The sequence below is a fragment of the Pseudomonas sp. EZ-C24 genome (assembly GCF_014525325.1).
Lineage (GTDB): Bacteria > Pseudomonadota > Gammaproteobacteria > Pseudomonadales > Pseudomonadaceae > Aquipseudomonas > Aquipseudomonas shirazensis.
Genome location: NZ_JACDIU010000031.1, coordinates 56559 through 61357 on the forward strand (window position 1 = coordinate 56559; position 4799 = coordinate 61357).

The 4799-nt window shown below is 64.1% G+C and carries 6 protein-coding genes; all 6 read right to left on the reverse strand.

Annotated elements, in window-relative coordinates; all coding sequences use genetic code 11:
- On the reverse strand, positions 1 to 181 hold a 181-nt coding region (locus IDM28_RS21515), incomplete at its 3' end, for a molybdopterin-binding protein (protein WP_188036836.1).
- A 30-nt stretch (positions 182 to 211) separates the two neighbouring features.
- Complete coding sequence (gene ssuB / locus IDM28_RS21520; RefSeq protein WP_181108090.1) at positions 212 to 1024, reverse strand: aliphatic sulfonates ABC transporter ATP-binding protein; 813 nt, start codon at positions 1022 to 1024, stop codon at positions 212 to 214.
- Positions 1021 to 1818 carry an aliphatic sulfonate ABC transporter permease SsuC gene (gene ssuC / locus IDM28_RS21525; RefSeq protein WP_101322558.1) on the reverse strand — a complete coding sequence of 266 codons (798 nt, stop codon included), beginning with the start codon at positions 1816 to 1818 and terminating at the stop codon, positions 1021 to 1023. The genes ssuB and ssuC overlap by 4 nt, the downstream gene beginning before the upstream one ends.
- 10 nt (positions 1819 to 1828) lie before the next feature.
- The gene (gene ssuD, locus IDM28_RS21530; RefSeq protein WP_101322559.1) at positions 1829 to 2977 is read right to left on the reverse strand and encodes an FMNH2-dependent alkanesulfonate monooxygenase; all 1149 of its coding nucleotides are present in this window, start codon (positions 2975 to 2977) and stop codon (positions 1829 to 1831) included.
- Between the two features lie 60 nt (positions 2978 to 3037).
- Positions 3038 to 4003: a sulfonate ABC transporter substrate-binding protein gene (locus tag IDM28_RS21535; RefSeq protein WP_101322560.1), complete on the reverse strand. Its 966-nt coding sequence runs from the start codon at positions 4001 to 4003 to the stop codon at positions 3038 to 3040.
- Between the two features lie 81 nt (positions 4004 to 4084).
- Positions 4085 to 4678, reverse strand: coding sequence for an NADPH-dependent FMN reductase (gene ssuE / locus IDM28_RS21540; protein WP_101322561.1), 594 nt, complete (start codon positions 4676 to 4678; stop codon positions 4085 to 4087).
- Positions 4679 to 4799: the final 121 nt, after the last annotated feature.

The following is a 4799-nucleotide window of genomic DNA, read 5'->3' on the forward strand; positions in this document are numbered from 1 at the left end:
CGAAGGCAATCACTTCACTGCCCACCTGCAATTCCAACTCTTTTACCGAACGCGTGGTGATCACCGAGGTGACCACACCGGAGGCGGTCTGCACGTCGATTTCCGACAATACCGGGCCTTCGAGGATTTCTTTCACAGTGCCTTTGAACTGGTTGCGGACGTTGATCGCTTTGATAGTCATGGTGTGATTCCTTTGTGCTGGTTTCAGGGTTCAGTGAGCCCAACGCAACTGCGTGGGCAAAGGTGCTACAGGGTCCGGCTCGGGCGCAGCGCCCGGTACAGACAAAACTCGGTTGAGAACTTCGCTTTCCAGTGCGGCCAGACGGTGCGAGCCGCGCACCCGGGGCCGCGCCAGCTCGACGTTGAGGTCGAGGCCGACCGCACCGTCTTCGATCAGGATCACCCGGTCGGCCACGGCAACCGCCTCGCTGACGTCATGGGTGACCAGCAGCACGGTGAAGCCATGCTGGCGCCACAGGCGTTCGATCAGTTGCTGCATCTCGATCCGGGTCAGCGCATCCAGCGCCCCAAGTGGCTCGTCGAGCAGCAGCAGGCGTGGCTGGTGAATCAGTGCGCGGGCCAGGGCCACACGCTGCTTCTGCCCGCCAGATAACGCCGCTGGCCACTCATTGGCGCGGTCGGCCAGGCCAACGGCTTCCAGTGCGTCCAGCGCCTTTTGCCGCCAGTCGCCCTTGAGGCCGAGGCCGACGTTGTCGATGACCTTTTTCCATGGCAGCAGGCGCGCGTCCTGGAACATCAAGCGGGTTTCTTCGCGGGCCTCGGCCAGCGGCGCAGCGCCGGCCAGCAACTGGCCGCCGGTGGGCTGGTCGAGGCCCGCCAGCAAGCGCAGCAAGGTGCTCTTGCCGCAGCCACTGCGGCCCACGATGGCGACGAACTGCCCGGCCGGGATGTGCAGATCAATGCCGCGCAGCACTTCGCGCTGGCCAAAGCTTTTGCGCACACCCTGGGTGGCCAGCGGGATGCCACGCAGCAAGCGCGGCGGTTGTTCCTTGAGCACGGTCATGCGCCCTCCTTCTTGGCCACTTGATAGGCCGGGTGCCAGCGCAGCCAGGCGCGTTCCAGGCCGCGGGCGGCGAGGTCAGCAAGCTTGCCGAGCACGGCGTAGAGCACGATTGCCAGCACCACCACGTCGGTCTGCAGAAACTCCCGGGCGTTCATCGCCAGGTAACCGATACCGGCGTTGGCCGAGATGGTTTCGGCGACGATCAAGGTCAGCCACATGAAGCCCAGAGCAAAGCGCACACCGACTAGAATCGATGGCAGCGCACCCGGCAGGATCACCTGGCGGAACAGGCTGAAGCCGGACAGGCCGTAGCTGCGGGCCATTTCCACCAGGGCCGGGTCAACGTTGCGGATACCGTGGTAGGTGTTCAGGTAGATCGGGAACAGCGTGCCCAGCGCGACCAGAAAGATCTTCGCCGACTCATCGATACCGAACCACAGGATCACCAGTGGGATCAGCGCCAGGTGCGGCACGTTACGAATCATCTGCACCGAGCTGTCGAGCAGGCGTTCACCCCAGTTCGACAGGCCGGTGATAAAGCCCAGCACCAGGCCGATGCTGCCGCCGATGGCAAAACCCAGCCCTGCACGCCAGCCGCTGATGGCCAGGTGAGTCCAGATCTCGCCGCTGCGTACCAGCTCGACACCAGCGCTGACCACTGCGCTGGGGGCGGGCAGGATGCGCGTCGACAGCCAGCCAGCGCTGACCGCCAGTTGCCAGATCGCCAGCAGCAGTACCGGCAGTGCCCAGGGGGCCAGGCGCTGAGCCAGGGTGGATGAGGTTGCACGACTCATGGTCCGGTCCTCAGCTCTGCGACACGGACTTGGGCAGGATGTCGTTGGCGACCATCTCGCCAAACGGGCTGACGTAGCCACCCGCTTTCGGTTGCTCCGGGCGCTGTACATCCAGGTGCGGGAACAGCAGCTCGGCCACGCGGTATGACTCTTCCAGGTGCGGGTAGCCAGAGAAGATGAAGGTGTCGATGCCCAGCGCTGCGTATTCCTTGACCCGCGCTGCCACGGTCGGGCCATCGCCGACCAGCGCAGTGCCAGCACCGCCGCGCACCAGGCCAACCCCAGCCCACAGGTTGGGGCTGACTTCAAGGTTGTCGCGGCTGCCGCCGTGCAGAGCGGCCATGCGTTGCTGGCCAACCGAGTCGAAGCGCGCCAGCGAGGCCTGGGCACGGGCAATGGTGGCGTCGTCCAGGTGCGAGATCAGCTTGTCGGCGGCGGCCCAGGCTTCTTCGTTGGTTTCCCGCACGATCACATGCAGGCGGATGCCGAAGCGCACTTCGCGGCCTTGCGCGGCGGCCTTCTCGCGCACCTGGGCGATCTTCTCGGCCACTGCTGCAGGCGGTTCGCCCCAGGTCAGGTACAGCTCGACCTGCTCGGCAGCCAGGTCCTGCGCGGCCTCCGAAGAGCCGCCGAAGTACAGCGGCGGACGTGGTTGCTGGATCGGTGGGTAGAGCAGCTTGGCGCCCTTGACCTGAATGTGTTTGCCTTCGTAGTCGACGTTTTCGCCTTCGAGCACTTTGCGCCAGATACGGGTGAACTCGACCGAGGCTTCGTAACGCTCCTGGTGGTTGAGGTGCAAGCCATCGCCGGCCAGCTCATCCGGATCACCGCCAGTGACCAGGTTGAACAGCGCCCGGCCATTGGACAGCCGATCCAGCGTGGCTGCCTGACGCGCCGCCACGGTCGGCGAAATGATGCCGGGACGCAGCGCGACCAGAAACTTCAGGTTCTGCGTGACCGGGATCAGCGACGCGGCCACCAGCCAGGAGTCTTCGCAGGAGCGTCCGGTCGGGATCAGCACGCCGCCGAAACCAAGGCGGTCCGCCGCCTGGGCAATCTGTTGCAGGTAACCGTGGTCGACCGCACGGGCGCCATCGGAAGTACCCAGGTACTTGCCGTCACCGTGGGTTGGAAGGAACCAGAAAATATTAAGGCTCACTGGAGTTGTCTCCTCAAAGGTGGCTCAAGCCGGAGCGGCGCCCCGGCGCAGGCAGATCAATCAAGGCGCAGTTGCGACCTTGGCCGGGGGTGTCCAGATCACGTCCTTGATGCTCAGCGGCTTGGGGATCAGCTTGAGCGCCTGGAAGGTGTCGGCAATTTTCTGTTGTGCCGCGACCACTTCGGGGGTCAGCGGCGCTGCGCCGTAGCCCTGACGTTTGACCGAGGTCAGGGTGATGTCGGCCGGCAGGCCCAGCAGCGGTGCGACCTGATCGGTGACCTCCTGCGGATTGGCCTGGGACCACTGGCCAACCGCGCGGACTTCTTCGATCAAGGTGTTGATCACCGCCGGGTGCTGGGTCGCATAGTCGCGAGTCGCCAGGTAGAACTGGTGGTTGTCGACCAGGCCCTGGCCGTCACGCAGGGTACGCGCCTGCAGCTGCTTTTCGGCGGCGGCCTGGTACGGGTCCCAGATCACCCAGGCGTCGACGCTGCCACGCTCGAACGCGGCGCGGGCATCTGAGGGCGGCAGGTAAACCGGTTGGATATCGCTGTACTTGAGGCCGGCATCTTCCAGCGCACGCACCAGCAGGTAGTGCACATTGGAGCCTTTGTTGAGGGCGACTTTCTTGCCCTTGAGGTCTTTTACCGACTGCACCGTGGAGCCCTTCGGCACCAGGATCGCTTCGCTGTGCGGCGCTGGCGGCTCGTAGGCGACGTAGAGCAGATCGGCGCCGGCGGCCTGGGCAAACACCGGCGGCGTTTCGCCAGTGACGCCAAAGTCGATCGAGCCGACGTTGAGCCCTTCAAGCAGCTGCGGGCCGCCGGGGAATTCGGTCCACTGCACCTGAATGCCTTGCTCGGCCAGGCGCTTTTCCAACGTGCCCTTGGCCTTGAGCAGCACCAGCGTGCCGTATTTCTGATAACCGATGCGCAGGCTCTCGGCCTGGGCTTGAGTAATGGCGCCGAAGGATACAGCCGCCGCAAACAGGGCGACCAGACCGCGACGCAAGAAGACTGTGCGCATGGCGCTCTCCAAGACGTATAGGGTTCGGGTTGCACCTGCTTGCCTCGTTGACGGGCGAGTAAGGTGGAAAAACGTGTGGCTTCAGATGCTCCAGCGAGCACTGATCAAGCGTTCATTGAGCACGCCTGGGGCGACCGGTTGTGGCCGGCGAACCAAGGCGCTGTGAAACGTGTCGAGCGAGTCCAGCAGGCGCGCTTCGAGGCTGGCCGCGAGCTGCGCCGGGGCGCTGCCTTCGCCATAGGCGATCTGGCTGTCGTCGGCGAAGATCCCTTGCAGGGTCTCTTGCGCCTTGAGTGCCGACAGCACGGGCTTGAGGGCGTAGTCCACCGCCAGCATGTGGGCGATGCTGCCGCCGGTTGCGATTGGCAGCACCACCTTGTGTTCCAGAGCGCGCTCGGGCAGCAGATCGAGCAGGGTCTTCAGGGCGCCGGCAAACGACGCCTTGTACACCGGGGTGGCGACGATAAGGCCATCGGCCTGCGCTACCAGCTGCTGAAAGTGCTGCACCTGCGGGCTGTCGAAGCGCGCATGGAGGAGGTCTTCGGCGGCAAACTCGCGGACCTGAAAGGTCACGACCTCGACCCCACGCTCTTGCAGCCACTGGCGTGAACGCTCCAGCAACACGCCGGAGCGGGAACGGGTACTTGGGCTACCACCTACCGAGACAACCAACATGAGCAACGCTTCCTTCGATTCGTGGCGGGGCCTGTTCAGTAGTGCTCCCGCTTGATGTAAGTGACATTAACAGCAGTCTATATATATCTATAAATCATATTTTTTCATTTGTTTATTCTTT

What these genes read in the sequence shown, in the direction of transcription:
- ssuB (WP_181108090.1), bottom strand. Translation starts at nt 1,024, where the DNA reads ATGACCGTGCTCAAGGAACAACCGCCGCGCTTGCTGCGTGGCATCCCG.
- ssuE (WP_101322561.1), bottom strand. Translation starts at nt 4,678, where the DNA reads ATGTTGGTTGTCTCGGTAGGTGGTAGCCCAAGTACCCGTTCCCGCTCC.
- IDM28_RS21535 (WP_101322560.1), bottom strand. Translation starts at nt 4,003, where the DNA reads ATGCGCACAGTCTTCTTGCGTCGCGGTCTGGTCGCCCTGTTTGCGGCG.
- ssuC (WP_101322558.1), bottom strand. Translation starts at nt 1,818, where the DNA reads ATGAGTCGTGCAACCTCATCCACCCTGGCTCAGCGCCTGGCCCCCTGG.